Genomic DNA, 26705 nt, shown 5'->3' with positions numbered 1-26705 from the left:
ACTGATGTGGCGCAAAATCATTCTGACCGCGGTCGTGGCATTGTTCGCGATGCTCGGACTGGCGTTGCCGGCGGCAGCGGAACCAGTTGCTGTCCCCAACACCGACCCGGCTCCTGGCGTGCAGAATGCCACTCAGTCGGGCAAGGAACTCCCCAAAGGATTTCCCGATGATCTGAAGAAGTTCGTCGCCGGCACAGACGAATTCAAATCCGCCTCGTGGTTCACCGGAGTCTGCAAGGACAAAGGCGGCGACATGGGCCAGTACTCGACACAGGTCATGCACAACGAAAACCGGTTGATGTACTGGACGGCAAAAGAATCCGAGCGGATCGCCATGTGGGCACCGCAGGTGATGATGTCGAAGAACCCGGCTCTGATCGACGCCCTGGTCGCCGCCGGCGGCGCCGGTACACAGATGTCCGGCATCGACATGGGTGTGGAGGCGAACCAGAAGGCCGCCTTGAGCATCACGGACGAGTCGATCCTCAAGGGCGTCTATCCGAACACGTTCCCCCTCGATGAGGCTGCGGACATGTACCCGCCGTCTCCGACCTGTGCGCAGGATCTGGCGCGGTGGACAACGAAGACGACCAGCACATGGGGTTTCGAGTGGAGCCCGACACCGGACGCGGCCTCACTCGCGGCGATGAAGAAGCAGCCGAACGCCGACAAGGTGCCTGACGCTGCCTGGACTGCTCCCTGCGCCGGCAATGGTGTTCCCGGCGTCCTCTGCATGCACGCGATGTTCGTCAACTGCGAGCGCGCAACACCTGGGGAAGACATGTTCGCGTGCACGGAATGGAACACCAGGGTCGGGAAACTGTTCGGCGGCACCATGAACTGGATCGATCAGAACACCAGTTTCAGTGACCGCCTCGGCGAGACCCTCGGCGGGATGATGAGGGCAACGCCGGCCTATATGGGCGGCAAGATCTTCGTCGACAGTTTCACCTTCGCGTGGGATACCGTTGCCGGCCCGCTCGGTGATCTGGTCGCATTCGTCAAAGACCCGTCGGACGTGATCGATTCCTGGGCGAACAAATTCAAGAGTTCGGCGATGTCGATGACCGATTCGGTCCTGCCCGGTTTGGCAGGCATCGGCGAATTCGATCCGTTGGAGCCGCAGTTCTTGACTGTGTACGCCATGTCGACGGGGTTGGGTCTCCTGGTGCTGGCTATCGCCACGATCTTCGCGCTGTACAAGTCAGCCGACGGAAGCCGCCCAGGCGAAGAACTCGCCAAGGACTTCTTCGGATACTTGCCCGCCGGGATCATGCTGATGCTCTTCGCTCCCTCTATCGCCCAATTCGTCATCAGTCTCGCCCACGAGATCTCGGTCGCGTTGGTAGGCGCGATCGGCACCACCACCGACGAAGTGATCAACAACGTATCGACCTCCCTGGGCGCTCTCAACGACGAAACCCTGGTCGGTGGAGCCGTCGCCGGCATCATCGGATTCGGGTTGATGGTCATCGGTGTGCTCTCGGTCTTCTTCGGCTTCTTGATGCACGCGGCCGCGCTTCCCGTCCTCGCAGTGGTCAGCGGTATCGCATTCGGCATGTGGGTGCACCCCACCTGGCGAAAGAAAGCGCTTCGGCCGGTGATGATGTTTCTCGGTGTCGTGCTGTCCAAGCCCATGCTGTTCGTACTGCTGGCCGCTGTATTCGTCGTCATCAACGTCTCAGCGCAAGGATCAGTCGCCGACGACGGCAAATTGGAATCCCTGGGCCAACTCGCCCTGATCGCCGTGTGCTTCGTGATGATCGGTCTGGCACCGTTCGCGTTGCTCAAGTGGTCACCGATCCTGCCGACCGCTGCGGATTCCGCCGACTTCGGTAGCTCGGGCTCAGCCTCGGGCGAGATGATCGGCTCGTCGGCGAGCATGTACCAGCAGCAAGCCGGAGGCGGATCGGGCGGCGGCGGCGACGGGGGAGCTGCGTCCCGCAATGCCGACGTCGCGACCTCACCCGGACGCGGCACCGGACCCTCCGATCACCTCGGCGGCCACAATTCCTCCCCCGACGCATCGTCAGCATCGTCCGATCACGCGTCCAGTCGATCGGGCCACGGAGCGCAAACCTCGTCCGGTTCCGTCGGGATCGGCGGCAAAGACTCCGGCAAGGGCGGAGCCAAAGCGGGAAGCGCCGAATCGAAATTGATGAGCGCGGCGAAGACAACCGCCGGCGCAGCTGCAGGTGCAGCGACAGTGGCGGCGCCCTTCGCGGTGGCCGCTGCCGGCGCGGCGATGAACAAGGCCGGCGCCTCGGCGCAAAGCGCTCCCGAACACGCGGATGGAGAGAACTGATGAGAAAGCACCGCACCACCTACCTCGGCCGGGACGCCGCACTGCACGGTCTCGCTCAGTTCCGAGATCCAGTGGTACTCACCAGGATCGGAACAGTTGCGATCCCGCTGTACCTGACGGTGATGATCGGGCTGTCCGTAGGGACTCTCGCGGCCGCGTGCCTGGTGATGTTGGCCGGGTTCGTCGCGAGCACCGAGTTTTCTCGACCGGACACCTACGTTGAACGGCTGGTCCGCGCACGCGCCGCCCGCCGTCGAGACGCCACCGAACCAGTGACCGGAGAACAGTGATGAGTGAACAACGCACGTCGATCCTGGGGCGTCAGATCGCCCGCAAAGGAAACTTGCCTTTCGCCGAACCGGTCTTGATCGCCTGGAGCGCGACACTCGTCCTAGCGCTGGCCCTGATCTTCGTCATCGGGCAGAACATCTGGGTGCTCGGGTTCGACTTGGCGTTGATCCTGGCCGTCATCGGTGCGACGTTCGAATTCGGGCAGCGTGAGTCCTATGCGGCAAGCAAAGCCAAGCAGATTCGAAACCGTCAGCGCCGCAAGCGCGGTGAGCATGTCTACGTCAGCGCCAGGGACGAAAACTTCGGCGACCCCGACCACGATCCGGGGTGGGAGTTCCCCGTCCCGCTCTACCAGACGAAGCCGGTGGATCTGGCCGGTACCGGCCTCGACGACATGTTCATCCTCGAACACACCACACCGGGCGACAACAACTACTACTCGGTGATCGTGGCGATGCAAGGTTTGGCCGAAGGTCTACGCGGTGATGCGGAGTGGGCGGTGACCTCAGCTGCGTTCGGTCGTATCCTCGCCGGGTTCGCGAAGCGGTCCTCGTTCGTTCGGGGTGTGGCGCTGCTGCACCGCAGCGTCCCGGCCGACATGGCGCCTCACGAGAACTGGATGATGCGCATGATCTCGGCCGCCGGTGAATCCGTGCGGCGCATCGACGAAGCGATCCGTTCCTACGGTCAGCTCCTCGACCGCAACGCCCCGTATGTCGAGGAGCACCGCTCGTACTGCGTACTGATCATTCCGAAGTCACCGACGTTCCTCGCCGAAGCTGCCCGCATCGCGCGCCGCAAGGATGCCGCCCTGGTGGGCGGTATCGCTCAGGTCATTCGCGACGAAACGGAGAAGGCGCAGCATTCCCTCGAACGCGCCGGTATGGGCCGGGTGGAGGTTTACGGCGAACAGCGAGCCTGCGCGGTGATTCGCGCATTCCAAGACCCCACCTTCCCGCTCGACGCGCACAAAGGTGTGCGGTGGAACAACTGCTGGCCCTCTTACATCGGCCGCGACGAGTCGGTCGAGATCGCGGGGGCGTGGCACACACGGGCCGGGGTGATTCCCCCGCGGGCGATCGAACCGCGCGAACTCGGCCCGTTGTGGCTCGGCCCGTTCTTGACCGGAGTCGAGCCCGACGTCGGAGACGACGAGATCGCCGCCGCCCCGACCATCCGCACGGTGATGGTGCGCATGGATTTCGTGGAAGCCTCCCAATCCCGCGAAGCCGCGAAGAAGGACGTCACCCGAGACGAGGCCAAGCGCATCGAGGAGAGCCGCAAGGGAAAAACCACCGACGGCGCCTCCGACGTGGCGATAACCGAATCAGCTCGCCGCCGACAGGATCTTCTTCCCGGTAGCGGACACCACGGCTTGATCTATTCGATGGCCGTCTCGGTCACCGGCCGAAACGAAGACGACGCATTACGCGCCGGTACACGTGTGGAGCAGGCCGCCGACAACTGCGGTATCGGAGAAATCGTGTGGCAGGACAACCGCCACGACGTGGCCGCGTTCTTGACGTTGCCTCTCGGCCGCGGACTGGCGGCCACCAAATGGACTCGAATCAAGACAAGGGGCTGAACCGGCGATGACGAAGACAGAACAGAGCACCGCGCACCGTCGCGGCCACAAGAAGTCCAACCGATGGACCCTCACACCAAGCCTCGGGAAGAAGAAAGTCCAGGTCGAGGGCGCGGAGGAAGTCGCAGTCACGCAAGCGGTCCACGCCTCCGACAGGATCACCACCCGTCGGCCTGCCCCCAAACGCAACCGATGGTTGGACCGGTGGGGCTGGTACGAGGTACGGGCGGAAGGCGCGTGGACCACCACCCGGCAAGGTGAAGCCCTGAACCTGGCCACGATGCGCCGCTCGGTGCGTCACGAAGGACTCATGACCGGGCTGAACAAGATCAACCAGTCGATGGTGATCACCGACCCGTTCGCGCTCTACGGCTCGGAAATCGAGAACATCAACGTCGCCATCGTCGGCGACATCGGCAAGGCGAAGTCGTCGCTGATCAAAACCGCGTTCTGCATCCGGCAACTCGCCTTGGCGAACAACCGGCAGTGCGTCGTCATCGACAAAAAGCGGCAGGGCAACAAGGGCGGCGAGTATTCCGGTATCGCAGAGGCGATGGGCGCCCGATCGATCCGATTCCTCGCCGGCGGTGACGGCGTCCGGATCAATCTGCTCGACCCGGCTATCGCCAGCGGAACCCAACGTACGGACGGTGTTTCCCCGGCCGGTCAGGAAGCGCTGGTCGGTGCCGTCATCGAAGACACGATGGGTCGTTCCCTCGTCGAGACGGAAAAAGCAGCTGTGCGCCAAGCACTCAAGTCCGTCAACGAACGCGCCGATGCGGAAAACCGCGAGCCGACGTTGCGCGAACTCGCAGCGGAACTGCTCGAAGCGAGCCCCGGCAGCGGCAACATCTTCGGCTCACTGCACGCCGAGGATTCGCGCCGCTGGGGCCTCAATCCTGGTCTCGCGCTGCAAGAACTGTGCGAAGGAGACCTCAAAGGCCTCGTCGACGGCGCTACTTCCCCGGAGGTCCGCGAGGCACTCGATCATTCGTTCGTGCACTTCGACGTCTCGGCCCTCCCGAACAAGGGGCCGGCGTTGCGGGTCATCATGACCGTGATCAACACCTGGCTCGCGAACGTTCTCGCAACCCGCTCCGCCAAGCACATGCAAACGCTGCTGCTGATCGAGGAAGGCTGGCACGTCGCCGACGGCTCGACCGGAAAGGTGTTCCGCGAGAACATGAAACTCTCTCGCGGCCTCGGTCTTTCGACGGTTTCGGCGTTCCACCACATCTCGGACCTCCCGGTCGACTCTCCCGCGCGTGCGCTGATGAAAGAGGCCGGAATCGTCTTCTTGTACGGGCAGGACCGTGTCGAGGATGCAGAGGAAACAGCTCGCATGTACCACCTGCCGGCCGGGTCGACAGAAATCATCATGTCCCTGGCGAAAGGACATTGCCTGGTCAAGTACGGCAGCGCCGACCCGATTCTCATGCAGCACGTCCGTTCCGATCTTGAAATCGAACTCACCAACACCGACGAAGTGATCAAGGGAGAGGCAGCATGATCGCCACAGACGCTCCGGATCGCCTGACGACGCTTCCTGTTCCGCCGCTCGTTGCCTTCACCATTCTGGTCGGCGGGTCGGTAGCTGCTTGCGCGCTCATGATGTGGGTTCTGGTAGCGCGGCGCAGGTCCAGCGGCCATAGGCCGCCCCTGTCACCGCGGGGCCGGACATCCGATACGGCATCCACCCGCACCACACTCTCGCGGTCCGAGCTTGTGATGTCCGACCCGATCGAAGGAGACAAGTCGTGAGTACAACTCAGCGTCCTACGCAACCGATGGTGCCGCCTGGCGTGCTTCCCCTTGTGAGTCTCGTTGCTTCGGCCGTCGTCAGCGTCGTTGCCGGCGGATACATCTCAGGTGTCGTGTCCGGTCATGGCGGCGCTCTCCCCACCGGTGTGTACGGAGTTCTCGACGTGTTCGAAGGGCTGTTCCGGAATCCGGGCGACCCCGCACTCGCGTGGCCGGAAGGTTCTCGGCCGGGCGGACCGGTACTGACGTGGGTTTCCATCGCGATCGTTGCGGCGTTGTGCCTGTGGATGGGGCTGTTCTTTTCCGGGCAGCAGATGAAACGCGCCGCCGCTCGGCGGGTGCGAGAGTCCGGATTCGCTGACCGCACCGAACTCGCCCGAACCGGTATCAGCGAAAAGGCGGCCGTCCGGAAGGCGAAAGCGACCCGCCTCTCACTCAAAGACGTTCCGGTGCGACGCATCGATGCCGCTGTCGAGACCACCCGAGTCGCGGAGCTGTACGACCACAAAGGCGAGGGCGTATTCCTCCAGTACCGCGACGGACTGACCTGCACCGGACCGACTGGTGCTGGTAAGACGTGGCGTGTCTGCTGGAAAGGTGTCACCGACGCCGTCGGCCCGGTCGTCGCTACCTCGACCCGCGGCGATCTGTTGCGCTCCACGTGGGCGCAGCGCCGGGAAGTCGGGCACGTCGAGGTCTTCGACCCGGAGGGGCTCACCGCGATCCCCAATCCGATGCGGTGGTCGATCCTCGACGGGTGCGAGGATCCGGAAGTCGCCAAGCGGCGTGCAGAAGCACTGGTCCAAGCCATGCCGATGGACGACACCAGCAATTCCGGCTATTGGAACGGCAAGGCCGCGATGCTCATGCGCGGCTACCTCTACTCCGCCGCCGTCAAGAACAAGAACATGATCGACCTGCGGATCTGGGCGTCCTCCCGCAACGTCCAACTGGTCCGCGATGTTCTCGAGCAGGACCTTCCGGACTGGCACGCCGAACTCGAGCAAGCCTTGGACTCACAGTCCGACTCCTCCGATGACGTGGTCAGCGCGTGCGCGCGATTGCTCGAACCGTTGGCGTCCCCGAAGTTGATGAGCGCGATCAACGTCCCCCGCAGCGAGTCCGCGGATCTGCATGCGCTGATGACCGAGGGCAAGAACACCGTGTATCTGGTCTCGGAAGGACACAGCGCTTCGGCGGCCGCGTTCACCACCGTGCTCTCGGCAGAGCTCTATCACATCGCGAAGACACACGGGCTGGGCAACGAGGACGACAAGATCGATCCGCCGTTGCGGATGGTCCTCGACGAAATGAACAATGTCGCGGCGATTCCGCACATGCCGGATCTGATCACGGACTCGGGCGGCCGCGGAATCCAGATCTGGGCGTTCGTGCACAGCGCCTTGCAGAACGAGAAGCGTTGGGGCCGCATCGACGGGCAACGGTTGTCGAGCGATTCCCCGGCACGGATCTACTTGCCAGGCCTAGGTGACGAAGGCGAATTGTCGGCGCTCTCACGGTTGATGGGTAGCCGCGACGAATACATCAGCCTGGACCCGCGTTCAGCACCGCGCAGCGTTCCGGTGATGGCACTCAACGAAATTCGTGAAATGCCGGAAGATCAAGCGCTGATGATCTACCGCAACGCCAGGCCGATGAAGGTGCGGCTGCCATCGGTGTGGGATGTTCCGGATCTTTCGAAGCGGGTGCGGGCGAATCAGTCGGCGTTCGATGACTTCTGCGCGAAAGCCGAACTATGAGCTCCGAATCTGCGGCCTCACCGTGGGAGTGCGCGGACCACTGGGCGCCCGGGGATTCCGCGTTGTGGATTGGCGTCGGCTCCAGCGGGGTGTACGAGCGCCCGATCATCGTCGTCTCCCCGGCCGGCGCCCTCGTTCGCGATCCGGAAGTAACGTACAACGACGGTCTCTTCACTCTGTCCGACGGATTACGGGATGTGCGGCACCGTGATTCGTGCGAACCGTGCGCAGCTTCGGTGCGCCTGCTTCACCAAGGAGGTGGTGCGTGATGAGCATTCCGGTCTACCAACCCGGTCCGGCTGATTGGCGCCACCTGGATCGCGAGGCTGCTGCGGAGCTGTGGCTCGAGCTCGGACAGTGGGTCGAGTGGCTGCGCCGGCGCTACAACGTCGGTGGGCAGCAGATCCGATCGTGTTGGTACAAACATGATCCGATGGTCGAAGAGCTGACGGCGGCGATGTGGGCGCACCGAGAGGTGTACCAGCAGCTGGAGAAGAACCCGTATCACGGCGGTATGGCAGCCTGGCACAACCACGTGCTGTGGCCGATGATCTCTCGGCTGCCCAAGATGGGCTTCAACGAGGAATGCCGTGGCGGAGAGTGCGGCTACCAGCCGAACGACCCGAAGATCGGCACGGATTTCGCGGAATTCGTCGCCGCCGACACCGACCCTCGACCCGAGACCGCGCCCGCACCGCTGATCGATCAGGTCCTCGGCTTGGTCGATAGCGCAGCCGGGAAGGTGACTGCGCTGACGATGGATCAGGTTCTCGAGATGATCGACGGCGGCCGCGCGGTCGCCGAAGATCCTTCCGACGATTTCACGGCGGTCGAGATCGACGGCGACCGGTGGGAATTCGACGATGACACCGAAACATATCGGCCCGTCGAATAACCCTCTCAAGCCGAAGCATCAACAGCCCCACGCCCTTCGGGCGGTCTCGCCCACCGTTCGAGAGTCCGGGCCTCGGGGTAGTTGATGTTTCTCGTGTCCGCCACGGTTGCGGCGATCGTGGGTTGTCCCGCCTGGGGCCTGCGCGCCGTGCTGTGGCGGACACACCCTCTTTTTCATAGGATGCTTTGCATCACAACTCGATTCGGATTGGTGGACTGCCATGCAGGAGCACGACCCCCTCGGACGGATGGATTTTCCTTTGATCCGGTCACTCGCACGCATGAGTGGAATGTTCATCCGGTCAGGATTGATTTTTCTCGCCCTGTTCGTCGCAGCATCGCTGATTGCGCAGGAGACACCAGGCCAGTGGGCGGTCGGCGCGTTCGTCGTGCTCTGGCTGGGTTTCGGCCTCACGCTCCGGTGGCTCTCGGTATCGCGATTTACCGACCTGTGACAGTTCCCTCCGCTTGCATGACTGTGGCCCTCGACCGGAAAGGTCGAGGGCCACAGTCGTACAGCGAGTTCGTTAGGGCAGTCCGAGTGCGATCGCGAGTGCTTTGTTCAGTTTGACCACCGTTGCGGGGGAGAGCGCTCCTGCCGGCCTGCTCGCGGCGATCTCGTCGTCGAAGAGCTGGATGAGGTCGTCCGCCAGGATCGAACCGACAAGTGGATCTGCGGCTCCGAGGGGGACGGCCGTCGGAACGCCGGGCTTCGGTGTGGTGGTCACGCGTGCGGCGAGGACCGTGTTCAGGTTGCGGTTACGGACGTTGTTGGAGACCACCACCCACGGCTTCTCGCCGTGTCCCATGTCGAACCAGTAGATCTGCCCGCGGAGCGCGGCCGTCATTCGCCGTAAGCCTGGTCGACGCGCTCGGCGTAGCTGCGCCGGCGCGCTCGTTGTTCCGTTAGGCCTTCTTCTTGATCCTTCGCGAGTTCGGCATAGCCGGCTTCGAGAGCCTTCTCGCGGAGTGCTTCTGCACCCACACGGAGAAGTGCGCGGGCGATCCCGGACTCGGAGTTGTCGCGGATGGTGATGTGCTGCTGCTGCGCCCATTCCCGCAGGATTCCTGCTTCGAGGCGGTCGGGGTCGGCGAACACGGCGATTTCCGCTTGGTCGTCGCTGTCTAGTGTTACAGGTAGCCGTTTCACATCCATGTTTCACAGTATGACTCACTTTGTGGATCACGGCAATGAGTTTTCGGACACGCCGCAGATCCTGTCGGCGGGATTGGCGATACTCGCCGAATGAAACTGTTTGCCCAGAAGCGGGATGAATCGGAATTCGTGGAGTACGGCTTCGGCCTCGTGAATGAAGTCGGCATCGATCGCGTCAACACTGAGGACTCGACACTGGTCGATCTTTACTACTGGAGCGAAGGAGTACGCGAAGCGCTCCGGGAAGTCCGCGACTTCAAGGTCACGGACTGAGCTCGGCGTTTCACACTCACGTGCACGCCTCGTCGAGGCGACAGGCAATGTGCGATCGGTAGGGTCTAGCTCGTCGAGCAGGCTGAGGGGAGCAGCGACGGTGGTGGGTCGAATATGGCTGGATGTTCCGTATGTAGAGAAGGATCTGGCGAAGGCCGGAGGCGCGAAGTGGGATCCATCAGCCAAGCGATGGTATGCGCCCCGAGTCGAGATGGCAGGTCTGTCGCGATGGGTCGCGCTCCCTGACATTCCGGAGATCCTGCCGGGTGAAGACCGGTCTCTCGGTCATGGTCTGTTCGTCGACCTCGTCCCTGATACGTGTTGGTTCACCAATGTCCGGTACTGCGTCGAACCGAAGGATTGGGAAAGACTGCGCCGCATGGTCACGCGGCGCGCCGGGATGCAGTGCGAGATCTGCGGTTTCCCGGAAGACCGAGCGTCGCAGCGGTGGCTCGAAGTGCACGAGAGATGGACTTACGACTGGCCGACCAAAGTGCAACGTCTGGGCCGGCTCATCTGTCTCTGTACGCCCTGTCACCAGGTGACGCACTTCGGATTCGCGCAGATCAAAGGCAATGAAGAGCAAGCTTTGCAGCATCTGATTGCGGTGACCGGAATGACCCGTCCGCAGGCGCGGAGCCATGTTGCTGCCGCGTTCGATGAGTGGCGAGCCCGCTCCATTGGGGAATGGGCTCTCGATCTGAGCATCCTCACCGACGTCGGGGTTCAGGTTCGTCGACCTCCGGCGCCCGCCGACCGCCGGATCATCGCAAGCGGCCGGCCCACCGCGACACAAATCCGGCAACCACAACCGGTGGTTCCCCCGCTCTGTCCTACCCCTGCGATCACTGCACCTAGATTGCGCGATCGGATCGCGGCATGGTGGCGATCACGCTGAGACCACCCGCCCCCTCTGTCGTCTGACGAAACGCCAGCCTGCCGGCTGTCACAGACGCGGTCCGCGGCGTTTTTGTTCGTGTTCCACGTGTTGGGCGATGGTGTGGTGATGCTCGAGTGTCGCCTGCTGCCGCTCGGCGCGCCGCTGTTCTTCGCGGTGCTCTTGCATGCGGTCGTGCAGGGTGTCGATGTCGCGGTGGACAGTGTTGAAGGGTGCGATGTCGGCTTTGTACTCGGGCCGGTCGCCGGCCACTGAGGTGGTGTCGGTGATGTTGTGGCGGTCGCGGTATGCCTGGATCTCGGCGGCGGTGCGATCCCATTGCGCTGCCAGCTCGGGGTCGTCGGGCCTCGCTTCGAGGTGCTCGGTGAAGCGCAGTTCGGGGTCTTTGCCGCGAGCATCGTCGGTGCTGATGCGTCGGGTGTTCGCGGTGTGTTCGGCGGCGATGTCGGTGTAGGTGGTCTCCAGCTGCCCAGCGAGGGTGGGGTCGACGAGGTGGGCGTCGAGGTCGGGGGAGGGCACCCAGTGCGGCGCTGCGGGGTCGACGGGCTCTGATGCGGCCGGCGCGATGGTGTCGAGTGCGTCGGTGATCCCGGTGACGTGTGCGGTGGAGTGCGCAGCGGTCTCGATCGTGCGGCACAGTTCGTCGACGTCGAAACCTGCGTGGGTGACGAGTTCGCGGATACGGCCTACTGCTGCGTTCCACCGCGGGTCTTCGGTGCGTTCGGCGGCGGCCACCGCGAGAGGGAAGTGCTCGCGCAGGATGTCGTCGTGTTCGGCTGCCCAGCGGGTGTTCGTCTTCTCGGTCGCAGTCGTGATGGCTGGTGCCATGTCTTTGATCAGGTTCGCGGCGGTGACGTCTTCACCCCGTGCTGCGAGTTGCTGCGCGTGCCAAGACAGAACTGCCTCGGGCGCGATCCCAGCGAGTGCTGCTTTACGTAGGTGGCGGCCCAGTCGCTGCACCCCGGCTTCGGCGAGGATGCGTTCGGCGATCTCGGGTTCGAATGCTTCCCGCACGGGTCGGTGGATGCGGGTGGTGTCGAGCTGCGCCCGCGTCTCGTCGTACCGGCGGATGGTCGCGCCGATGCCGTCGGTGCGCTCGTGTTCCGGCCGGGCGGTGGCGTAGCGATCGGCGACGATGCGGGCGTAGTCGTCGAGTTCTTTGTCGGTGTTGGTGGTGCGCGGGGGCAGCGGGGGGAGCGCCGTGTCGGAGCGCTCGGCTGCCGCTTCTGCTGCGGTCTGAGTGGCTTCGACGATGCGGGAGTTCAGGACACGCGCAACGTCGCGGGCGGTGTGGAGTTCACCGGACGCGAGTGCGTCGTTGAGGATGCGCCGGGCACTGTCACCGCGGTCGTGTGCCTGTCCGAGAGTGGTGCGGAGCGCGGCGAGGCTGCCGGGGTTTTCGGCGGCGATCGTCGCGAGCAGTGCTGCGGGCAGCGCCCGGTCGAGGACGTCGTCGAGCCAGCGATCGCGCAACCTGCTGTGTGCGGCGTGGTACGCCTCGCGGAGTCGTTCGGGGCTGCGTGCGTGCTCGAGTGCGTCGCGGATCTCGGTGATGGCGGCTTTGTGGCCGTTGTCGTTGGCGAGGATCTTTTCGAGGACTTCACGTGAGGCCGGGTTGTTGATGGACCCCAGGTGCATGCCCTCGGTGTCTTGGGTGACGCCGGGTTCGACGGGGACGTACAGGTGGTTTTCGGTGCGGCCGCGGGTGGTGGCGACGTAGAGGCCGGGCCGGTTGGTGGTGTGTCCGACGGTGGTGTGGGAGGTGTCGACGGTGATGCCTTGGCTGCGGTGCACGGTGGCGGCGTAGCCGAGTTCGGTGTTCCGTTTCACGTACCGGGCGGGCAGGGTGATCATGCCCTCGTGGGTTTTGCTGCGCAGGTTCAGTGAGCCGTTGTCGTTGACGGCGGTGACGGTCCACAGGTCGCCGTTGCGGACGAACATGTTGCGCCGTTTGCCGCCCTTGGTGCGCAGACGGCGCTTGTTCTTGCGGGTCAGGACGATGTCACCGACTCCGGCGTCGAGTTCGTCGGACAGGGTCACGGTGTGTCCGACTTTGGCGGTGCCGGTGGCGCGGTAGTGCGCTTGGATCGCGAGGTTCACTTCGCGGACGTCGTCTCGGGTCGAGAGCATGACGATCGAGGTTTTCCCGGCGCCGATGTCGGCGAGGTAGGCGGTTGCGGCGGCGTCTTTCATCTCGGCGGCGGTGCCCTCGTGGACCCATCCGCGGGAGTAGAACAGCTCCAAGCTGCTCTCGTCACCGTGCCGCAGTGCGAGGGAGTTCTCGGCTTGTTCGGTGTCTTTGCCGAAGCGCACGACGACTGTGAGTTCGGGTGCGTTGGTTTCTTCGGCGAGCAGTCGCAGCGCTCCGCCGGTTTCGACGGCGTCGAGCTGGTTCGGGTCACCGAGTAGCCGGACCACTGCGCCCTTGGCTGCGGCGATTTCGGTGATGGCGGCGAGGTCTTTGGTCGATGCCAGGGACGCTTCGTCGACGAGGAGCATCGCCCCGGCGGGGATCTCGATGTGATCGGGGAGGCTGCGTGGTTCGTGGCCTTCGAGGCCGCGCCACGGGTACGTCAGGGTTGCGAGGGTGTGGGCGGTGACGTCGATTTCTTCGCCCAGGGTTTCGGCCGCAACTGCGGATGGTGCGAGCGCGATGACTTCGTGTCCGGTCGCGCGCCAGGTGTCGGTGACCGCTTTCATCGACGTCGTTTTGCCGGTGCCGGCGGGCCCGACACCGACGGCGAGGAGCGTTCCGGCGCCGACGAAATGCTCGGCAAGTTCGCGCTGTCCGGCGTTGAGCGGGTGATCGCTGGTACGGGCGATTTTTTCAACGACCTTGTCGAGTCCGGCTTGTGCCGCGATGTAGGCGGTCGGTGTCCGAGTGGCGTCGAGCATGAACTGTTCGGCGGTGATGATGCTCGCGGAGGTATGCAGTGCGGTGCCATGGTTGGTGAGGATGAACTCACCATCACGGCGTCTGAGAGCCTCCGGTGCGGGGGGAAGTTCGGCCGCCGGCAGGTGCACGGACGCGCCCAGTACGTGTTCGGTGACGGCTTTCACTGCGGCCGTGCGTGCGGCTTCGTCGGGGAAGGAGACGGCTGCAAAGTTCGCTTCGACGGCGCTGTGAATGTGGGTGATCGCCCACGTTGCGCGGCCGTTCTCGAGGTGTTCGACGACACGTTTCGCTTCCTCGGCCGGTGTTCCGGCCTTGCGCATCGCCTGGTGCTCACGCACTCCAGCGGCGTGTTCGCGCTGCACGCCGCGCCATTGTTCGGCGAGGGCTCCCACAGCTGTGTCGTCGCCGAGGATCTGCGCAGATCGGGTGATCCAGTTGTTCTGCATTTCGCGCAGGGTTTGCGGTTCCTGTTTCCCGGCGCGGGTGTCGAGGTTCGCTTGCTGGTAGAGCGCGTACATCGCCTTTGCGCTGGGCATCCGGTCGTGCTTTTGGCGGTATTCGGCGACCAGCTGATCGCGCCGGGTCTCGATCTGAGTGCGCCGCGAGGAGAACATTTCGCACAGCTGCTGCGGCACTTCGGCGATCTCGACGACGTTCTGCCGACCACGTCCGGTGCTGCGCTCTGTCAGTCCGAACCCAAGCTCGGTGTGCATTTTCGACATGATCGCTGCGTTGTAGCGCTGCGAAGCCGCGACGGCGTAGCGGTGCAGGGTGGCACCGTCGAGAGCTCGCCACTTACCGTCCTTTTCGGTGCATACCTTGATGGACACAACGGCGTGGGTGTGCAGGTTCGGATCCCCCGCGCGGGAGTCGTAGTGGTCGTAGAGGGTGGCGACCATGCCGGTGGTGTCCTGGTGCTCTTGGCTCGTCGCGCCGGTGCGGGTGAAGCATGCTTCCTTCTCGATCCAGCCAAGCGTGCCCTTGACGGTCTCGTGGTGGATTCGTTCGATCTGGCGGCGCAGATCATCGTCGGCGAGCGCCCACATCGTCGACACGCTCTTGGGCGGTGTGAACACCAGATCTTGTCCTGCGACGGGTTGCCGGACACGGTTCTTCTGCGCCGAAATCCAGGACCACAGCTCTTGCGGGTCCTGTGCGGAACGCTGGTGTGTCTCCTCGAACAGTGCGGTTCCGACCTTCTCCATCAACGCCCCGGACTCCGCTTTGGAGGGCCGGCGGGCGTTGTCGACGGCGAACTGCTCCAGGGCGGCGCGGTGGGCCTTCAGGAGGGGGATGTCGTTGGCGAAGTCCGGGAACTTGCGGCCCAGTCGAGCCTCTTTGACGGCCTTCTTCGGGTCCATCCCACCCTTGATCGATTCCTCAACCATGGGGTCTGCGTTGGGGTGCATGCCCTCCCCGAAGAGTGCCTTCATCTGAGGTTCGGACACTGTGGCGCCGTCGGTGATCCGATGCTGGTCGGCGATCTCGGTGTCGGCATCCATTCGTGCGAGATCTTCGAGTCCGCCGCCGAACCACGTACCGGGCGGGGTGCCGTGGGCGGTGTAGTAGTCGGTGAGTTCTTGCCCGTGCTCCAGCTCGCGGTCTGCGGTGGCGACCTGCTTTGTCAGGTACTCGTAGCCATCGCCCGCGTGCAGTACGTGGAGCGTCATCACAAGGCCACCATAGTCGCCGCAGGCGGCCTGGTGGAGGGCAGACACCCCCAAAGTCTGAAATTCAGCAAGAGGTGTGTCTGAATTTGGGGTTTTGGCTGAGTGAAACGAAGTGCATTTGGTGAGGGACGAGCTGTCTGTGCTGAGGGAAGCGAAGTGTTTGAAAATATGGATGAGCTGGATGGATAGATGGTTTGACATGGTGATGTGTGAAAAGGTTCAGTGGAGTTGTGATGGTTGGCCCGAGTTTTTGAGCCGGGAACCGTTAGGTGGGCGGGGAACAATTGATGGCCGATCGCCGCTGCCGGCGGTAAGGTTTGCGGCATGGCGTCCTCAAACACATCCACGATCAGCGCGAGGGATCGGGCACGCGCAGCGAATGCCGCTCGTCTCGCGGAAGAGCAAGAGCGATTGAAGAAGGTCGAGGACGATCTCGTCCGGTTCTTCAAGGCGCAGGAGTCGCGGGAGAAGATCGCGGAAGATGCGCGAGTGCGTATCGAGCGCATTCGCGAAGAAACCGATACCAAGATCGCGGACGCGGATCGTTCCGGTGCGGCTGCGATTGCGGATCTCAAGTCTCGCGGTGAAACGGTGGCGAGCATCGCGCAGCTGACCGGTCTGACGACGAGTGAGGTCAACAAGTTGCTGCGGTCGACCAAGCCGAAACAGAAATCGGAGAAAGTACCCGCCGACAAGGCCGCGTCGAAGGAAGATTCTTCGCCCGCGCCTGCTTCGACTTCGTCGACTGATTCTGCCGCGCTGGCGTCGTAGAAGCGACCAGCAAACCAATGTCGGCCTTCGCGGTTTTCCCCGGTTGGGTGTCAGCGACCGATTGTGTGTTGCCTGAGATCGAGCGGAGCGGGAACAGAAATCTCGGGCATCCACATGAGGGATATCGCTGTCCCCGGTTGGGGGAAACCGCGGCCGATTCGTCGGCAACTCTCACAAGCGTTAGGAGTTCGTTCTGATGGCGGACGTCCTAACGCTTCCGGCGCTCGGCGATCCGGAGCGGGAACGTTTCGCGCGGTTCATCGTGCGCGGACCTGGCGAACGTGATTGCCATTTTTGGACCGGCAGTATTTCTGATGACGGGTACGGAAGATTTTGGTTGATGCGCGATGGCCGGCAGCGGGTCGTGCGCCCGCATCGGTACGCGCTGATGCTCGAACTCGGTCGGCCGTTGACCGATTCGGAGTTCGCGATCCACGAGGTGTGTGACAACCCGATCTGTGTCCGGGCGACGACGAGCATCGCCGGTCGTCCACATGTGGTTGCGGGTACGCAATCGCAGAATCTTGCAGGGATGAGCGCGAAGGGGCGCGGCGGCGGCCGGGGGCAGAGCTGGCATTGGTACGGCCCGGATCGCGCCGCCCGCGCAGCGCGATCGAAAGCTCTACGGGATGCATTGCGCAATGGATGGGATGCGGACGCGGTGGAGTCCGCTTTGCTGCGCACGGATACTCCAACACTTTTTTGACGACCGAGAGGCATGTAGATGACTGAGAACGGCGTTCCGCGTGAGCGGTCTGAGGTGGAGGCTTCTCTGTATCAGGCAACGAAGCATGTGAATGTGATTACCGATGCGGATCTCGCGGCCGTTGTCGAGGGATTGACTGGCGAATCCGTTGCGCGCCCGCGGATCGATTTCGCTTTTCCCGAGCCGGGGACCACGGATCATTTGTTCAATTGATCTTTGGCGCGCCGCATTGCACGGGTGGCGCGCTGAGGAGCTGACGCAGCGGTGGGTGGGGGGGGAGGGCCCCACAACCCCCCCCCCCAACGGGGGGGGGGGCCCCCCGGGGGGGGGGGGGGGGGGGGGGGGGGGTTTGTGGGGGGGGGGGGGGGCCCCCCCCCCCCCCCCCCCCCCCCCCCGCCACTGCATACGGGGGCGGCCCCGACTTCTTGGCGAAGTCGGGGCCGTTGTTGTTTTCAGCTGTCGAGGTTGTCGACGTCGACGCCGAAGGATCGCGCTGCCTCGGCGCTGATCGCGTGGAGTTGCGTGGTGACTGCGGCGGGTGAGACTGCGTGCTCGAGTGCGAAGTCGAGCAGGTTGCGCAGTGAGGTGTCGTGTTCGCCGTTGCCGTCGATGACGGCGGCTTGGGCGGCCTCCAATGCGATGCCGGTACTGGGGCCGTCGCCGCTGATGTACGAGCAGTACGCCGCGACGGTGAGAATCTGGATGCGGGCGTTGCCGCGTACCTGGCGGGCGATAGTCGCGAACGCGTGGGCGGCTGCGTGCTCATTTCCGTTGGCGGTGAACATCAGAGCATCGCGTGCGGTGGGGCTGATGGTGGCGCACAGTCCGACACGTGCAGCCAACTCGGCGGCCGGGTTGCCGCGTGTGCGGATGAGTGTCACGAGTTCGGTGACGGTGTGGCGAACGAAGTCCGGTCCCTGCGCGTGCAGCGCTGCGTGTGCCGGTGCGGTGTCCGCTTCGACGGTGACTGCGTAGCGGGCGGCGATGTCCTCGCGTGAGGCTGCGGTGCTGCGGCCCTCTTCAACGGCGTTGTGAATGCTCAACGTGGAGGCGTTCGGGTCTTCGGTGAGTCCGGTCGCGTACGTGTCGAGGTCCGTCCACAACGCTCCGGCTTCGAGCGCGGTGACGTGCAGGGCGAGCATGTCGTGGATTCCGGCGTCACGGAATCCCTGGCGCAGGATCGCGATCTGGTCAAGCGCGATGACTGCGGCGGTGTCTTCGGCGACGGCAACGCAGATCGTGGCGGTGGCCTCGGCGCGTGAGGCAGCTTCGAGGTACGGGGCCGGATCGAATTCGGCGCCCTCGCCTGCGGCGGCGTCGGTCCGCGCGACAAGGGCAATCTGCTTGGTGGTGCGTCCGTCGACGATTTCGTCTTTGAGCATGATCACGATGACCGATGCGGTCGGGATGAATCCGAGCATGGTGGGGATGGAGGCAAGTACCTCGGTGGCGGTGTTCAAACGGATGCGCTGCATGTCGTTCCCCTCGCTGATAAAAGTGACCGGGCCAGGTGCCCCGCCAATTTTTTTCGCCTTCTGGCAAAGGAGAATCGCGTCGGCATGAGGGGGCCGGAGTGCCACCCCTGGGCCGAGAAAATTTCGGCGGGAGCTTGCGAGTGACGAAAATTTCTCGGAGCCAACGGCCGGCGCTTGCGCCGCCAGGGGTTGCGCGCAGGTCACCGCCGACGAGAATCGGAAGGCCAGAAGTGAAAACAAATCAATGCTTTTCACAGAACGGAGCGCAGCGGAGTTCATTTCGAGGGACACCGAAGGTGGCCGGCCGCCGGGCAGGCGTCAGCGTTCCGCCGGCAACGTGCAGTCGCGGCACTCCCACTGCCCACCAACGCGGGTACAGGTGCGGCGTTGCTCGCACAGCCAGCACCGTTGATTGCGTCGGGTCAACTGCTGCGCTGCGGTCGCGGCGGGGCGCGCGGGTTCGGTGGTCTCGGCGCGCTCTCGCTCGGATACGGGCCTGATCATGTCGCCGAAGATGCGGCGGCACTGCGAACAGATTTCTCCGTCCTCGGCCACGATGTTCGAGCATCCCGCGAGAACGCATCCGGTGAACATCTGCCGATCCACCATCGTCTCTGCCCTCGGCGCGCTCACCATCGGAATCGGATTCCGTGCGGTGCGGCGGCGCGCTCGACTCGGCCGTAAACCCGATTCACCCGAGAGGGTGCGATCTGTCCGGCGTCGTAGGCGCGGCGGGTCGCGACGGCGAGCAGGGCGACAGCTTCCCGGGCGCTCACTTCGTGCGCGAGGGTGAGCCACCCGATTTCCGCTTGCATCCCTGCCGCGCTCGTGGCGGCGGTGATCTTTGCGGCCAGCATCTCGAGGATCTCGGCGGCCGCCATTCCTGACGGTGTGATCGCGGGATACGCGGCGTCGATGGCGTTGCTGTACATCGTGTCGGCCCGCAGCTCGTCGGTCGTGATGCTCATGTCGTAGCCCTTTCGTAGACTTCCAAGCGCGACACCGGGCGGGCTGCCTCCACCCGGTATCGCACCTGTGTTTGCGGGGTGCTGCCGTCTATGCGGCTGCGGTGTCCTCGGCTTCGTCGGCGTCGGGTTCGAGTGCCTCGGCGAGGGTGTGGACCGTGGCCAGGACTGCGCGGGCGGTGTCGGTGATGACCTCGAGGTCTCCATCTCCCCATCCGGCGATGTAACCGATGCTGTATTCGCTGGTGTCGAGTCCGAGCAGTCCAGCCAGGACGTAGGCGACGGATTCGGCTTCCACCTCGGCGCGGCCTCGGTGCAGCTCGGCGGGGTCGATATCTCCGCTGGCGTGCATGAGCGCATGGGCGGCTTCGTGAATCATCGTTTTCGCGGCCTGGGCGTCGCTGATCGTGTCGTCGACGATGATGCGGCGCGATCCGTCGAGGCTGGTGCGGCCGTTCGATTCTCCGGCGATGGGCTCGCGGGTGACGGTCCATCCCTGCTCGGTCATCACCTGCGCGACGCGGGTATAGATCGCGGCGGGGTCTTCGCCTTCAAGTCGGGTGGTGATGGTTTCGGCGGCTGCTGCGGGGTGTCCTTCGATCGGGTCGGTCTGGGCGATGTCGAACACCGACAGAATCGGGAACCGCGGCGCGCGGCGGGTGGTTTCCTCGCCGGTCTCGGTGTCGGTTTCGGTGATCTTCTTGGTCGAGTAGCCGAAAATCTTGATCGACTTTTCGCCCTTGCGGACCTGCCGTCCGAGTTCCTGCCACTTGCGGAATCCGGCGACCTGGCTGGCGTCCGGGGCCTGCGAGAAAATCAACATGACGTTGTTGAAGCTGTAGGAGTGGAACGCTGCTGCTGCGGTCAGGTAGGCGGCCCATGCGTCGGTGTCGGTGAGCTGGGCGACCTTCGCGGTGATGCTCTCGTGCAGTGCGGCGGCCTGCTCGCGTCGTGCCGCGCTCTTGTCTGCCGTGGTCTTCGCGCCCATAACTTTTCGGCCTCCGCTGATCCGGTGGCGTCCCCCTGCTCGGTGGCCGCCAATTTTTTTGCCCTGCTGGCAAAGGAGAATCGCGTCGGCATGAGGGGGCCGGAGTGCCACCCCTGGGCCGGGAAAATTTCTCTGCGAGCGTGCGAGTGCGGGTTGAGAAAATTTCTCGGAGCCCTCGGGCCGGCATCGCCGCCAGGGGTTGCGCGCAGGTCACCGCCGACGAGAATCGGAAGGCCAGAAGGACAAACAAATCAACGCTTTTCGCTGGTGCGGAGCGCAGCGGAGCTCATCTCGGGGGACACCGGTAGGTGGCCGGCCGCCGGGCAGGCGCCAACACACCGCCGGCAACGGGCCGGGCGTTCGCACCTCCCGCTCGGGTGGCTGGCGGGGTGATTGTGCGGGAGCGACGGAGGCCGGCCCCGCTTGGTGTCGCGGTAGCTCTGTGCTTTGGTAGGCAATCTCGACTTCAGACGCCGGGTGGTGGTCTTAGCCAATCCTGTTGGAATTCATGGTGCATAATCACCGTATGGAACTGGGTATTTATCTCGACTCAAAAGAAATTAACGCCCTCAATGAGGAGATTGCGCCTGCGGAAATGAAATCTTTCATAGCCCGAATAGTTAAAAAGAATGCAGATGAGAGGGCGGGCTCGTCGGACGAGATCCATCGAGTGATGTTCTACAACACCGTTATAAACTCAGCGAGCGATATTACACAGAGACCGGGTTACGTTCTTGAGGATGATGGTTATGGCATGTACGAGCCGGCCGTGGTGGCCTGGCATGACGGTGAGATTAGTGCGTCAATTAGAGCAATGAGTTCGGCGGAAATTGCTGAGTTCTCGGCAGAGATGGTGGCTCATCGTTATTTGAGCTTGGAGTCGATCAATGAGGTGTTCGAAGCGTTCAACTTCGGTGCCCGAATTCGTCGGCCAGAGCGGGGAAAGATTGAGGTCGAGATTCTTGAGGCCACCGATCTCGATCAGACGGTTGAGGAGTCAGCTCATCAGAACATTCGAGCGCTTTTTGCTCGGGCGAGTTCCAACCTTGACGCCGGCGATTACACGGGTGTGCTGGTAGCGGTAGCGAGTGCGTTGGAAACACTCGCGAAGGAAACCGTCGGCACAAGTGCAGTCGCGAATAAGTCCATGGGGCAATTCAAGACTGAGTACAAGGCTGCGTCGAATTTGCCGGATCCGGTGGTGGACTACATGCACGCGATCTTTTCACGTCGAAATACAGAGCCAACCGCAGGTCACGGAGGTTTGGGGGAGCCAACGTTTACTCGTGCGGAGGCGGTGGTGATGTTGAATATGGCCAAAGCGTTTGTTGCTTGTGAGAATGCTCTGCGTGATTCCGAGTGATCGGCCGTACCGCTGGTTGTGGCCGCTTCCTGCTGGTCTTAGGGTTATCCGCTGGGCGACCTGAAATGGGGGAAGCAGTTGTCGGATAGTTGGAGTCCGGATTTTCGGCCGCGGAGGTGGGAGCGAGACAAGGAACAGTTCGCGGCGTGGACGGCCGGTGCGGATGTTCGTTCTCCGTGGAAGCGTCGCCGGTTCGGAATCTGGCGTGAGGAGCAGTTTTCGGGCGAGATGCGCGTTGCTCGCGAGGCTGAGCAGAAGCGTCGTGCGGAGCTGATGGCGAATCCGAGTGCTGAGCTTGTTGAGGCGTATCGGGAGCTGCGGGCTGCGGAGGCGGCATCGGGCTCCCAGATTGGTTGTGCGCGTGGCGGCGATATGAGTGACCCGAAAACGGTTCGGGCTCTTGCTCGGTTGCTGAGCGATCACGCCGAAAAGTTTCAGTAGCGCTGACGGCCGGGCCGCATTACTCCTGGTGTCCGGCCTGATCGCGGATGGAACTTGTCTGATGCGTCCCCGGTCGTGGTCGCGTGTCGCTGGCACGGCCGCGCGGTGAGGTCTTCGGGAGCTACTGCGCGGCTTTGATGTGTTCGCCGCTGTCTTTCTGCGTGCGGTAATCAGTGCGTGACAGAGATAGTTACGAGATCTATCTTCAGTTATTTTTTAGACACAGATCACAGTTATTTTTTAGACATATTTTTGCCGGATTCGTTGTTATAAAAACCAGACACGCTTGAGCGAGCGCGGTGGCGTCGCGGTATGTGAATCGGTGTTTCTGAACCAGTTTCATGCGTTGAACTGGCGATTCAATCCACTGCAAAGTGGGGTCGCGGCCGGCCGCAAAGCTGTGCATAATGACTTTCATCGGGCCTTGAGTGAATTCAAATTTTCCTTGTGCAGGGCTTTAGTCTGTCTACAACCGGGAGTTCAAATGATTGAGTCTGTCAGTGCTTTGTCGTCAGCGCCGTCGGTGGGTTCTGGTGATTGGTGGCCGGTTTTGATGATGGCGTCAGCGGTGTCGGTCGGTGTCGTTGTGGTCGGTGCGATTGTGGCGGCGTCGGAGCGGTCGCCTTGGCCGTTTGCGGTGGTCGGTGTTGCATGCCTGAGTGCGTGGGCTTTTGCCGATGCGGCGTTTGCGAGTGCCACGGCGAGTGCGGCGCAGCTGGCGGCTTCGGGGCCGCTGCCTTTGTCGCTGCTCAATGGGATTGGAACAGCCGTTTTCGTCGTCTATGTCGGTTGCGCGGTCGTGCTGGGAATTATCGCCGGTTCTGGATGGATCGAATCGTGACGGCGGCGCGGTACGCCGATGGTGCTGACAGTGCGGCGTTTGCCTCAGTCATTGCTGGTCGGAGTGTCGGCCGCGCCCGGCGTCTGGTGATGTGCTGGCGCGAGTTCGTGGCTGCGATGTGGGGTTTTGGGCGGAGTCCGTTCGAGCGGCAGAAGCGCGTCCGATCGCTGCTGTTTTTACTGGTACTCGCGGGGTGGGTTCCGGGTCTCGTTGCCCTGGGCTTGACGTTGCAAGCTGCGGTGCAGCTCGGCGGGGTGGCGGCGCTGTCTTTCGCGGCGGTGTTGCTGGTGATTTGGCCGTTGGCCTCGGTGTTTTCGCCGGGGTTTTGCCTGGAAAGCTCGGATAGTTCCGCGTCGCTGCGGGTGGTGCCGAGAGATGAGGTGCCCGGGGTGTTCGAGGTTCGGAGTTTTTCGCGGTGGCCGATGACGGAGGCGACTGCCAACTCTGCGGGCGAGGTTGCGGGTGTGGTGGGTGGTCTTGCTGATGAGTTCGGTGTGACTTTGGTGGCGTTGGCCGCTTCGGATTCTCTGCGGCGTAGTTACATTCGGAAGTTCGGGTTCGTTGGAGCGCCTGAGAACCTGTGCAGGATGCTGACGGGTAAGCGGTTGAAGCCGTTTTTGGTACGCACACCAAGGATTGCGGTTGAGCGTTCGGAAGCAACTATCTGATTTGTGCTGGTGTTGGGAGTGTGCGACACGCCCGAGCGGGTCGGTTCTTGTTAGAATGTGCGCACCCCCGTAGGGGGTGCGCAACCTCATTGTCGCGTGAAAAGTGCACTGCTTCTTGACTTTTCTGGCTTACTGTCGCACGCATGACGACCATATTTGCTCAGACGTACATGTCTGCTTCGGATCGTGATGGCGTGGAGTTGTTCTCACTGGAACCTCTGTGGGATGTGATTCGGGATCATGCCTTGTGGTTGTTGGTGATCGCTCTCGCAGTGGCTCTGTGGGGTCACGCGAAGGTGCAGGGGCGATTCAAATTACGCGCGTCGATGGGTGTGGGCGGCACGGCTGTTATCGCTGCCGCGGCCTTTGCGGTGGGTGTGTTGGTGGTGTGGTGGTAGCGCGCAGCCCGTCTATGTTGGGTGAATGACTGAGGCCATGCCGAGTGACGATTTTGTGGTTTCGTTTTCCACCACGGAGGATGCGCGGGCCTGGTTGATTGACCGTGTGGCGTATCTGGCTGGGGTGGCGGGACAGCAGGGTTCGCCGCGGGTTTCGTTCAGTGCGCTGCGGACGGCGAATGTGGCCGGGTCGGGTGCGTCTACTCCTGCGATGTATTACTACGAGACAGACGAGTTGGTGTTTCATCCGCGAGAGGTGGCGACCGGGATCATCAACACTCAGATTGCGGACGCAATCGTGTTGCATGAGTTGGGCCACCGGGCCGACCCAGGCCCTATGCTGCGGAAACGGATCTCTCAGGGGTTGTGGATCGTCGCGGCCGTGGCCGGTATGTGGTTCCTGCTCTCCCATTCCGGGTGGGCTGTCGCGCTTCTCTCCGTGACTGGGCTGTTGGGTTATGTGTGGTTGTCGTGGAACGCGTCGGCTCTACGGAAGGAAGAGGACATGGCTGACGATTATGCGTTGGCCCACGGGGGTTCTGAGCCGATTCTGTCGTTCTTGAGGGCTTCTGTCGTCGATCCCACGGCCGAAGGGACTGCGGTTCATCGGAAACCTGCTGATCGGTTAGCTCGAATGGAGCGCAAGGTCGCGGAAACAGGGGCGGTACCGCGTCGGTTTTGACGGTTCGGCTTGTGTTTGGTTCGTGTGAGGATTACTGCGTCTCGCCGGCCCTCTCGGGTGCGAGGGCGCGACTGACGGATGATCTACCGACACGGAGTGTCGAAGCTATCGTGTCGAGGCTTTTGCCCTGTTCACGCATCGTGCGGGCGAGTTCGGTGCGTTCGGGCGTCATAACGGTGGGCCGGCCGCCGTGTCGGCCTTGGCGGCGGGCGGCTTCGAGGCCGGCGTGGGTGCGTTCGACGATCATGCGGCGTTCCATTTGGGCGAGGGCGGCCATGATGTGGAATAGGAATTCGCCGCCTGCGGTGGTGGTGTCGAATCCCTCTGTGAGGGAACGGAATGCGATGCCACGTTCGCCGAGGTTGTGGACGGTGTCGATGACGTGGCGGACGGATCGTCCGAGGCGATCGAGTTTCCAGACGACGAGGACATCACCGTCGTGGTCGCGTAGGTAGTTCAGGCATTCGGTGAGTTGAGGGCGCTGTGCCGTGGAACCGGATTCGTAGTCGGTGAAGATGCGGATAGCGCCAGCTTGGCGGAGTGCATGTTCTTGCAGCTCGGGGTTTTGTTCGAGGGTGGAGACGCGGGCGTATCCGATGATGCTCACAGTCTCGGCCCTTCTGGTCTGCTGCTGTGTTGTGGGATGGTGCGGCTGTTCATGAGATGGTGGTCGACTTCTGGGCTCCAGTGGGTGTGGAACTTGGTGGTGTCGAGGTCGGCTAGTTCTCGCTCCGGAGCGACTGGTGCGGGAGTTGGCCGAATCTCGGTCGACCGTGGTTCATGTTGTGGTGCTTCTGTTTTGATCTGGCTTGCCCACGTGTAGGTCTGTTCGGGCATGGTGTCGTAATGCTCGATCATGGCCTGCCAGTGATCGGGGAAGGTCATGACGTTCTCGCGGGGTGCGGTGGCGATGGAGTCCGCGGGTACTTCGGTGACGGGTTTGATCGCGGGCCGTAGGACGTCGGCGAGAATGGTTCCGCCATCGATGTATGCGAAGTTTCGGGCTGCTTGGACGGCGTCGACGCTGAGTTCGCGCCACTCGATTGCCCATCCGACATCGCGTGCGAGTTGGTCGAAGAAAACCCTTTGGGTGCGGGAGTTTCCGTCGACGAACGGATGGACGCTGGTGAGATCTCCCCAGTGTCCGGCGAGATCCTGGACGAACGCTTCGTGGCTGTGGTGGTTGACGTAGACGCCGCTGTTGATGTCGGTGAACACTCGGTCGAGTTCGCCTGGGATGGCGGCGGGTGGGTCGTGGAGGATGCCTAGATCGCCTGGCGCGGTGTCGATGGTGCGGATTTCACCGGCCCAGTCGTAGAGGTCACCGAGTAGGTGTCGGTGGATTGCTTGCAGGTGCGCGAAGTCGAAGTGTCCGTCGATCGGGTTCGCTGCCAGTTCTGCCATTCGGGCAGCGGCGATCGCGCCTTCGACCTCGGCGAGGATCTGAGGGTCTTTGTAGCCGAACTTGTTTCGGAGTACCTGTGTACCCGGGTAATGGTAGGAATCGGTCACAGTCCGTGCCGCCGGCGGATCGCTGCATGCGCGAGCTCGATCGCCTCGTCTCCCGTCAGGTCCCCGGCGAGTACCGATCGAGCAGCTGTTTCGGCTTCGGCGGTGAAGGGGACGCCACCCATTTCGAGGCCGGCGCGGATGCCTGCTATTTCCCGTTCGATCTCGCCCGCGGTCAGGATGCGGGTGGGTTTACGCGGAATCTCGTCTGGATTCGTCATGGTCTGCTCCCCCGGTTCTCGTTTTGCGGCTGTACGCGTTTCTGCGGTTTCGATGCTGCCGACCCTCTGTCGGTGGTCGCCGGCGGCGTGTTCGTCGTTCTGCGTTGAGAGTGATGCTATCGAACCGACCGAAAACGGTCTACTCGCTAATTTCGGTCGAACCAGTTTCGGTCATGAGTTTCGGTCGA

29 protein-coding genes are annotated in these 26705 nt (G+C 63.1%); 19 read left to right on the top strand and 10 right to left on the bottom strand.

Features of this window, described 5'->3' with window-relative positions; translation table 11 throughout:
- Positions 1-4: 4 nt before the first annotated feature.
- The 9 genes from M1L53_RS29985 (at position 5) to M1L53_RS29945 (ending at position 9051) form a co-directional block, all read left to right on the top strand.
- Complete coding sequence (locus M1L53_RS29985) at positions 5-2305, top strand: hypothetical protein (RefSeq protein WP_193595866.1); 2301 nt, start codon at positions 5-7, stop codon at positions 2303-2305.
- Positions 2305-2595 carry a hypothetical protein gene (locus tag M1L53_RS29980; RefSeq protein ID WP_063316339.1) on the top strand — a complete coding sequence of 97 codons (291 nt, stop codon included), beginning with the start codon at positions 2305-2307 and terminating at the stop codon, positions 2593-2595. The genes M1L53_RS29985 and M1L53_RS29980 overlap by 1 nt, the downstream gene beginning before the upstream one ends.
- On the top strand, positions 2595-4181 hold the full coding sequence (locus M1L53_RS29975; protein ID WP_193595865.1) for a hypothetical protein: 1587 nt from the start codon (positions 2595-2597) through the stop codon (positions 4179-4181). Before M1L53_RS29980 ends, M1L53_RS29975 begins: the two co-directional genes overlap by 1 nt.
- 7 nt (positions 4182-4188) lie before the next feature.
- Positions 4189-5691 (top strand): ATP/GTP-binding protein, encoded by a 1503-nt coding sequence (locus M1L53_RS29970; RefSeq protein ID WP_193595864.1) that lies wholly within the window; start codon positions 4189-4191, stop codon positions 5689-5691.
- Entirely contained in the window at positions 5688-5942 is a 255-nt protein-coding gene (locus M1L53_RS29965; RefSeq protein ID WP_193595863.1) for a hypothetical protein, read from the top strand. Before M1L53_RS29970 ends, M1L53_RS29965 begins: the two co-directional genes overlap by 4 nt.
- Complete coding sequence (locus M1L53_RS29960) at positions 5939-7702, top strand: type IV secretory system conjugative DNA transfer family protein (RefSeq protein ID WP_193595862.1); 1764 nt, start codon at positions 5939-5941, stop codon at positions 7700-7702. The genes M1L53_RS29965 and M1L53_RS29960 overlap by 4 nt, the downstream gene beginning before the upstream one ends.
- On the top strand, positions 7699-7971 hold the full coding sequence (locus M1L53_RS29955; protein ID WP_193595861.1) for a hypothetical protein: 273 nt from the start codon (positions 7699-7701) through the stop codon (positions 7969-7971). The genes M1L53_RS29960 and M1L53_RS29955 overlap by 4 nt, the downstream gene beginning before the upstream one ends.
- On the top strand, positions 7971-8597 hold the full coding sequence (locus M1L53_RS29950) for a hypothetical protein (RefSeq protein WP_193595860.1): 627 nt from the start codon (positions 7971-7973) through the stop codon (positions 8595-8597). Before M1L53_RS29955 ends, M1L53_RS29950 begins: the two co-directional genes overlap by 1 nt.
- A gap of 280 nt (positions 8598-8877) precedes the next feature.
- Positions 8878-9051: a hypothetical protein gene (locus tag M1L53_RS29945; protein ID WP_156511760.1), complete on the top strand. Its 174-nt coding sequence runs from the start codon at positions 8878-8880 to the stop codon at positions 9049-9051.
- A gap of 72 nt (positions 9052-9123) precedes the next feature.
- Here M1L53_RS29945 and M1L53_RS29940 read toward each other — a convergent pair whose 3' ends face one another.
- Both M1L53_RS29940 and M1L53_RS29935 read right to left on the bottom strand, forming a co-directional pair.
- On the bottom strand, positions 9124-9444 hold the full coding sequence (locus M1L53_RS29940; RefSeq protein ID WP_193595859.1) for a type II toxin-antitoxin system PemK/MazF family toxin: 321 nt from the start codon (positions 9442-9444) through the stop codon (positions 9124-9126).
- Complete coding sequence (locus tag M1L53_RS29935; RefSeq protein ID WP_083059662.1) at positions 9441-9752, bottom strand: hypothetical protein; 312 nt, start codon at positions 9750-9752, stop codon at positions 9441-9443. The genes M1L53_RS29940 and M1L53_RS29935 overlap by 4 nt, the downstream gene beginning before the upstream one ends.
- A gap of 90 nt (positions 9753-9842) precedes the next feature.
- Between M1L53_RS29935 and M1L53_RS29930 the strand changes: the two genes are divergently transcribed.
- Both M1L53_RS29930 and M1L53_RS29925 read left to right on the top strand, forming a co-directional pair.
- A complete protein-coding gene (locus M1L53_RS29930; RefSeq protein ID WP_063316347.1) occupies positions 9843-10025 on the top strand; it encodes a hypothetical protein in 183 nt (60 codons plus the stop codon).
- A gap of 100 nt (positions 10026-10125) precedes the next feature.
- Entirely contained in the window at positions 10126-10923 is a 798-nt protein-coding gene (locus tag M1L53_RS29925; protein WP_218694683.1) for a DUF5710 domain-containing protein, read from the top strand.
- Positions 10924-10971: 48 nt separating this feature from the next.
- On the opposite strand, the gene mobF is transcribed toward M1L53_RS29925, so the two are convergent.
- Positions 10972-15537 carry a MobF family relaxase gene (mobF, locus tag M1L53_RS29920; protein ID WP_193595858.1) on the bottom strand — a complete coding sequence of 1522 codons (4566 nt, stop codon included), beginning with the start codon at positions 15535-15537 and terminating at the stop codon, positions 10972-10974.
- Between the two features lie 276 nt (positions 15538-15813).
- Between mobF and M1L53_RS29915 the strand changes: the two genes are divergently transcribed.
- The 3 genes from M1L53_RS29915 to M1L53_RS29905 all read left to right on the top strand — a co-directional run bounded on the left by M1L53_RS29915 (position 15814) and on the right by M1L53_RS29905 (position 17179).
- Entirely contained in the window at positions 15814-16260 is a 447-nt protein-coding gene (locus M1L53_RS29915; protein WP_063316350.1) for a hypothetical protein, read from the top strand.
- A gap of 196 nt (positions 16261-16456) precedes the next feature.
- Complete coding sequence (locus tag M1L53_RS29910) at positions 16457-16966, top strand: hypothetical protein (RefSeq protein WP_082845778.1); 510 nt, start codon at positions 16457-16459, stop codon at positions 16964-16966.
- 18 nt (positions 16967-16984) lie between these two features.
- A complete protein-coding gene (locus tag M1L53_RS29905; RefSeq protein WP_063316352.1) occupies positions 16985-17179 on the top strand; it encodes a hypothetical protein in 195 nt (64 codons plus the stop codon).
- 239 nt (positions 17180-17418) lie between these two features.
- Here M1L53_RS29905 and M1L53_RS29900 read toward each other — a convergent pair whose 3' ends face one another.
- The 4 genes from M1L53_RS29900 to M1L53_RS29885 form a co-directional block, all read right to left on the bottom strand.
- Positions 17419-18441, bottom strand: coding sequence for a DUF4192 domain-containing protein (locus tag M1L53_RS29900; protein WP_257233277.1), 1023 nt, complete (start codon positions 18439-18441; stop codon positions 17419-17421).
- Between the two features lie 318 nt (positions 18442-18759).
- Positions 18760-19077 (bottom strand): hypothetical protein, encoded by a 318-nt coding sequence (locus M1L53_RS29895; RefSeq protein ID WP_193595856.1) that lies wholly within the window; start codon positions 19075-19077, stop codon positions 18760-18762.
- Positions 19071-19409: a hypothetical protein gene (locus tag M1L53_RS29890; protein WP_193595855.1), complete on the bottom strand. Its 339-nt coding sequence runs from the start codon at positions 19407-19409 to the stop codon at positions 19071-19073. Before M1L53_RS29890 ends, M1L53_RS29895 begins: the two co-directional genes overlap by 7 nt.
- Before the next feature lie 88 nt (positions 19410-19497).
- A complete protein-coding gene (locus M1L53_RS29885; protein WP_261949422.1) occupies positions 19498-20394 on the bottom strand; it encodes an ArdC-like ssDNA-binding domain-containing protein in 897 nt (298 codons plus the stop codon).
- Between the two features lie 526 nt (positions 20395-20920).
- Between M1L53_RS29885 and M1L53_RS29880 the strand changes: the two genes are divergently transcribed.
- The 5 genes from M1L53_RS29880 (at position 20921) to M1L53_RS29860 (ending at position 24787) form a co-directional block, all read left to right on the top strand.
- Positions 20921-21757 (top strand): hypothetical protein, encoded by an 837-nt coding sequence (locus tag M1L53_RS29880; RefSeq protein ID WP_193595853.1) that lies wholly within the window; start codon positions 20921-20923, stop codon positions 21755-21757.
- A 727-nt stretch (positions 21758-22484) separates the two neighbouring features.
- Positions 22485-23039: a hypothetical protein gene (locus tag M1L53_RS29875; RefSeq protein ID WP_156511752.1), complete on the top strand. Its 555-nt coding sequence runs from the start codon at positions 22485-22487 to the stop codon at positions 23037-23039.
- On the top strand, positions 23036-23707 hold the full coding sequence (locus M1L53_RS29870; RefSeq protein ID WP_193595852.1) for a hypothetical protein: 672 nt from the start codon (positions 23036-23038) through the stop codon (positions 23705-23707). The genes M1L53_RS29875 and M1L53_RS29870 overlap by 4 nt, the downstream gene beginning before the upstream one ends.
- Before the next feature lie 143 nt (positions 23708-23850).
- A complete protein-coding gene (locus M1L53_RS29865) occupies positions 23851-24105 on the top strand; it encodes a hypothetical protein (RefSeq protein WP_063316305.1) in 255 nt (84 codons plus the stop codon).
- Positions 24106-24130: 25 nt separating this feature from the next.
- Entirely contained in the window at positions 24131-24787 is a 657-nt protein-coding gene (locus M1L53_RS29860) for a hypothetical protein (RefSeq protein WP_063316306.1), read from the top strand.
- 31 nt (positions 24788-24818) lie between these two features.
- On the opposite strand, the gene M1L53_RS29855 is transcribed toward M1L53_RS29860, so the two are convergent.
- The 3 genes from M1L53_RS29855 to M1L53_RS29845 are packed head-to-tail and all read right to left on the bottom strand — an operon-like array spanning position 24819 to position 26517.
- Complete coding sequence (locus M1L53_RS29855; RefSeq protein WP_063316307.1) at positions 24819-25394, bottom strand: recombinase family protein; 576 nt, start codon at positions 25392-25394, stop codon at positions 24819-24821.
- Positions 25391-26299: a Fic family protein gene (locus M1L53_RS29850; RefSeq protein WP_193595851.1), complete on the bottom strand. Its 909-nt coding sequence runs from the start codon at positions 26297-26299 to the stop codon at positions 25391-25393. The genes M1L53_RS29855 and M1L53_RS29850 overlap by 4 nt, the downstream gene beginning before the upstream one ends.
- Positions 26296-26517, bottom strand: coding sequence for a hypothetical protein (locus M1L53_RS29845; RefSeq protein WP_154606760.1), 222 nt, complete (start codon positions 26515-26517; stop codon positions 26296-26298). The genes M1L53_RS29850 and M1L53_RS29845 overlap by 4 nt, the downstream gene beginning before the upstream one ends.
- Positions 26518-26705 lie beyond the last annotated feature (188 nt).

The organism is Rhodococcus sp. T9N, from assembly GCF_024436645.1.
GTDB lineage: Bacteria > Actinomycetota > Actinomycetes > Mycobacteriales > Mycobacteriaceae > Rhodococcus_F > Rhodococcus_F qingshengii.
This window is presented reverse-complemented; position numbering and strand designations above follow the sequence as displayed.

What these genes read in the sequence shown, in the direction of transcription:
- M1L53_RS29985 (WP_193595866.1), top strand. Translation starts at nt 5, where the DNA reads ATGTGGCGCAAAATCATTCTGACCGCGGTCGTGGCATTGTTCGCGATG.
- M1L53_RS29980 (WP_063316339.1), top strand. Translation starts at nt 2,305, where the DNA reads ATGAGAAAGCACCGCACCACCTACCTCGGCCGGGACGCCGCACTGCAC.
- M1L53_RS29975 (WP_193595865.1), top strand. Translation starts at nt 2,595, where the DNA reads ATGAGTGAACAACGCACGTCGATCCTGGGGCGTCAGATCGCCCGCAAA.
- M1L53_RS29970 (WP_193595864.1), top strand. Translation starts at nt 4,189, where the DNA reads ATGACGAAGACAGAACAGAGCACCGCGCACCGTCGCGGCCACAAGAAG.
- M1L53_RS29965 (WP_193595863.1), top strand. Translation starts at nt 5,688, where the DNA reads ATGATCGCCACAGACGCTCCGGATCGCCTGACGACGCTTCCTGTTCCG.
- M1L53_RS29955 (WP_193595861.1), top strand. Translation starts at nt 7,699, where the DNA reads ATGAGCTCCGAATCTGCGGCCTCACCGTGGGAGTGCGCGGACCACTGG.
- M1L53_RS29950 (WP_193595860.1), top strand. Translation starts at nt 7,971, where the DNA reads ATGAGCATTCCGGTCTACCAACCCGGTCCGGCTGATTGGCGCCACCTG.
- M1L53_RS29945 (WP_156511760.1), top strand. Translation starts at nt 8,878, where the DNA reads ATGAGTGGAATGTTCATCCGGTCAGGATTGATTTTTCTCGCCCTGTTC.
- M1L53_RS29940 (WP_193595859.1), bottom strand. Translation starts at nt 9,444, where the DNA reads ATGACGGCCGCGCTCCGCGGGCAGATCTACTGGTTCGACATGGGACAC.
- M1L53_RS29935 (WP_083059662.1), bottom strand. Translation starts at nt 9,752, where the DNA reads ATGGATGTGAAACGGCTACCTGTAACACTAGACAGCGACGACCAAGCG.
- M1L53_RS29930 (WP_063316347.1), top strand. Translation starts at nt 9,843, where the DNA reads ATGAAACTGTTTGCCCAGAAGCGGGATGAATCGGAATTCGTGGAGTAC.
- M1L53_RS29915 (WP_063316350.1), top strand. Translation starts at nt 15,814, where the DNA reads ATGGCGTCCTCAAACACATCCACGATCAGCGCGAGGGATCGGGCACGC.
- M1L53_RS29910 (WP_082845778.1), top strand. Translation starts at nt 16,457, where the DNA reads ATGGCGGACGTCCTAACGCTTCCGGCGCTCGGCGATCCGGAGCGGGAA.
- M1L53_RS29905 (WP_063316352.1), top strand. Translation starts at nt 16,985, where the DNA reads ATGACTGAGAACGGCGTTCCGCGTGAGCGGTCTGAGGTGGAGGCTTCT.
- M1L53_RS29900 (WP_257233277.1), bottom strand. Translation starts at nt 18,441, where the DNA reads ATGCAGCGCATCCGTTTGAACACCGCCACCGAGGTACTTGCCTCCATC.
- M1L53_RS29895 (WP_193595856.1), bottom strand. Translation starts at nt 19,077, where the DNA reads ATGGTGAGCGCGCCGAGGGCAGAGACGATGGTGGATCGGCAGATGTTC.
- M1L53_RS29890 (WP_193595855.1), bottom strand. Translation starts at nt 19,409, where the DNA reads ATGAGCATCACGACCGACGAGCTGCGGGCCGACACGATGTACAGCAAC.
- M1L53_RS29885 (WP_261949422.1), bottom strand. Translation starts at nt 20,394, where the DNA reads ATGGGCGCGAAGACCACGGCAGACAAGAGCGCGGCACGACGCGAGCAG.
- M1L53_RS29880 (WP_193595853.1), top strand. Translation starts at nt 20,921, where the DNA reads ATGGAACTGGGTATTTATCTCGACTCAAAAGAAATTAACGCCCTCAAT.
- M1L53_RS29865 (WP_063316305.1), top strand. Translation starts at nt 23,851, where the DNA reads ATGACGACCATATTTGCTCAGACGTACATGTCTGCTTCGGATCGTGAT.
- M1L53_RS29860 (WP_063316306.1), top strand. Translation starts at nt 24,131, where the DNA reads ATGACTGAGGCCATGCCGAGTGACGATTTTGTGGTTTCGTTTTCCACC.
- M1L53_RS29845 (WP_154606760.1), bottom strand. Translation starts at nt 26,517, where the DNA reads ATGACGAATCCAGACGAGATTCCGCGTAAACCCACCCGCATCCTGACC.